Annotated in this window: 5 protein-coding genes; all 5 read left to right on the top strand. The window is 30.3% G+C overall.

Annotated elements, in window-relative coordinates; genetic code table 11:
- Positions 1-120: 120 nt before the first annotated feature.
- The 5 genes from Q361_RS13270 to Q361_RS13255 all read left to right on the top strand — a co-directional run bounded on the left by Q361_RS13270 (position 121) and on the right by Q361_RS13255 (position 2,612).
- Positions 121-858, top strand: coding sequence for a helix-turn-helix domain-containing protein (locus Q361_RS13270; RefSeq protein WP_103727211.1), 738 nt, complete (start codon positions 121-123; stop codon positions 856-858).
- A gap of 35 nt (positions 859-893) precedes the next feature.
- Entirely contained in the window at positions 894-1,316 is a 423-nt protein-coding gene (locus Q361_RS13265; protein WP_103727210.1) for a VOC family protein, read from the top strand.
- Positions 1,317-1,318: 2 nt separating this feature from the next.
- The gene (locus Q361_RS13260) at positions 1,319-1,672 is read left to right on the top strand and encodes an MmcQ/YjbR family DNA-binding protein (protein WP_103727209.1); all 354 of its coding nucleotides are present in this window, start codon (positions 1,319-1,321) and stop codon (positions 1,670-1,672) included.
- A 180-nt stretch (positions 1,673-1,852) separates the two neighbouring features.
- On the top strand, positions 1,853-2,068 hold the full coding sequence (locus Q361_RS13660) for a hypothetical protein (RefSeq protein ID WP_146047045.1): 216 nt from the start codon (positions 1,853-1,855) through the stop codon (positions 2,066-2,068).
- 4 nt (positions 2,069-2,072) lie between these two features.
- Entirely contained in the window at positions 2,073-2,612 is a 540-nt protein-coding gene (locus Q361_RS13255) for a hypothetical protein (RefSeq protein ID WP_146047044.1), read from the top strand.
- Positions 2,613-2,827: the final 215 nt, after the last annotated feature.

Below are 2,827 nucleotides of genomic sequence, written 5' to 3'. Positions count from 1 at the left end.
CAAAATAAAAAAGACAGTGAATATCAGTAAAAATAATTTATTAATCAAGGCTAAATGCTTATTTTTCAGCCACTAAGCAAAGCCACAAAACGTTATATGCCATTTTAGAACGACACTGCAATGAGATACAGAGAAATTGAGCCGAATGGATTTTTGAACAACTTTGTGAAGTGTTTTTGGTATTACGAAACTACTGACACAGAAATTCAACATACCATTTTACCAGACGGTTACTTTGACTTAATTGCAGAATTTGAGAACGAAACATTGACAACTGTTAAACTGACAGGAATTTGGACAAAACCGAAAGACATACAAATTCCTAATAACACTAAATTCTTCGCTATTAGGTTTAAACTTATAGCCATTGAATATATCTTCCAAAAAGAGATAAAATCAATTTTAGACTCAATTGTGAACTTGCCTTTTTCATTTTGGAGCATTGACAAATATAAATCTAATGAATTTGAAAAATTTGTTTCTGAAATAACGAGCAATTTAGACACTTCAATAAAGCATTTAAAGCAAATTGACAGCAGAAAGCTAAAATTATTTGATTCCGTTTATGAACAAAAAACTAAAACAGTTGCTGAAATTTCAAGCACAGTTTTTTGGAGTAGCCGACAAATAAACAGGTATTTTCAAACACAATTTGGTATTACGCTAAAAGAGTTTTTAAACATTGTGCGTTGCAACGCTACATACGAAGAAATTTCAAACGGTAATCTAAATCCCAATTCCGATTATTTTGACCAAGCTCATTTCATAAAAGAAATCAGAAAATATACAGGTGCAACACCAAAAGTATTAAACCAAAACAAAAACGACCGATTTTTACAATTATCAAAGATGGATTAAAAGTAATTTTGTGGCTTAATTTTAAATTCAAAAAAATGAAAATAAGTAAACTTTCACCAAACTTTGAAGTGTCCGACATTAGAAAAACGGTTGCTTTTTACACAGAAAATTTCGGTTTCAACCTTATTATGGCAGTTCCCGAAACACAAGACGGAATTGATCAAACTTTTGCAGAAAACAAAGAGTATGTTTACGCAATGATACAGAAAGACAACGTAGAATTTATGTTTCAACGTTCAGACACATTTAAAAATGATGTTGTTTTTTCAAAAGGACTGAATATCGGAGCAACTGTTTCATTTTATATGGATGTAGAAGGCATAAAAGAATTCTATCAAGACCTAAAAAGTAGAAATATTGAATTAACTGAACTAAAAACGACTTGGTATGGAATGCAAGAATTTTACTTAAAAGACTTAAACGGTTATATTCTTGGATTTGCAGAAAAAGTGGACTAATTATGAATATAGAAGACGTAAGAAACTTTTGTTTGTCATTAAAAAGTGCAGAAGAAAAAATGCCTTTTGATGACAAAACACTTGTGTTTTCAGTTAAAGGAAAAATGTTTTGTGCAACTGACTTAACAACGTTCGAGTTTCTAAACTTAAAATGCGACCAAGAAGAAGCTATAATTTTAAGAGAAAAATACAGCGAAGTAACACCAGGCTACTATATGAACAAAAAACTTTGGAACAGTGTAAAAACAACGGGGAAAATTTCCGACCAACAAATGAAAGAATGGATATTAAACTCTTATCGTTTAGTTGTTTCAGGACTTCCGAAGAAAACGCAAAAAGAATTGACCGATGAATAAAAACGGCATATAACAGCAGTTTGGCAAAATGGCGGGTTCAGTGCTAAATTGAACATTTGGTTTTCAATTGAAGTTTAGTGCTAAATTGAAAGTAAGTGCTTCTAAATCCGCCACTTCGCCAAGCTGCAAACCGTTGTAGGTAATTGTACGATAACCGAAGCGTAAAAAACAGAAAAAATTATGCTTTGGAATAAAATTTGTAGTATATTTGAAAAATATTTTAACTTTAATATGTTAGAAATGGCAACAACTATCAGAATAACTCCAACACTAAGTGGTAAAGCCTCTAAGCAATTTAACACGTCCCTTTCTAAAAATAGTTCTATTAAAGTATCTGCTTCAAGGAGAGAGAGTATGTCAGTATTAGTAAAAAAAGTTTTATCTAATAAAAAGTAAACTTTTGAATCTTTTTGATTTTAACTTTTTTGAATTGTCTGAAAATGACAATCTTGACTCATTTGACTGTGGTGAAAATGAAATAAATAAATTTCTTAAAGAGGACTCCGTTGATTTTCAAAATGAAAAAATGACTAACACTTTTGTCTTTAAAAATAATAAAGATGAAGTTGTAATTTTCTTTTCAATATCAAATGATTGTCTTAATGACATTCGTTATGAAAATAGTGTTTGGAATAAGTTACATAGAAAGATAAATTTACCTAACAATAAAAGAATTAGGCAATATCCATCTGTCAAAATAACCCAATTAGGTATTGACAAAACAATTCAAGGTAAAGGGTTATCACATCAATTATTAGATTTTATAAAATATTGGACTTTTGAACAGCATAAGCCAGCCTGTAGGTTGATAATTTTAGACTCTTTGAACAAAGAAATACAGATTAATACCTACCTGAAGAATGACTTTCTATTTTTATCCGATTTAGATAAAAATGAAAAACATAGATTTATGTACTTTGATTTACTTAGATTAGAATAACAACTACCTACAACAGTGGTTTTGTGCAAGCGTGAGAAAATACCAAACCACATTAAAAAGAAAAAATAAATTAATATAAACAATTGCTTTTCATCAGCTCACGCCTGACACAAAGCCACAAAACGTTGCCTGCTATACGCGGAAAAATTCCGGAAGAAATTTTTCCAGGTTCCTTAAAGGAAGAATAATGAATACTCGAACTTCGTGGCTTTTTT

The sequence above is a fragment of the Flavobacterium croceum DSM 17960 genome (assembly GCF_002917885.1).
Taxonomy (GTDB): Bacteria; Bacteroidota; Bacteroidia; order Flavobacteriales; family Flavobacteriaceae; genus Flavobacterium; species Flavobacterium croceum.
This window is presented reverse-complemented; position numbering and strand designations above follow the sequence as displayed.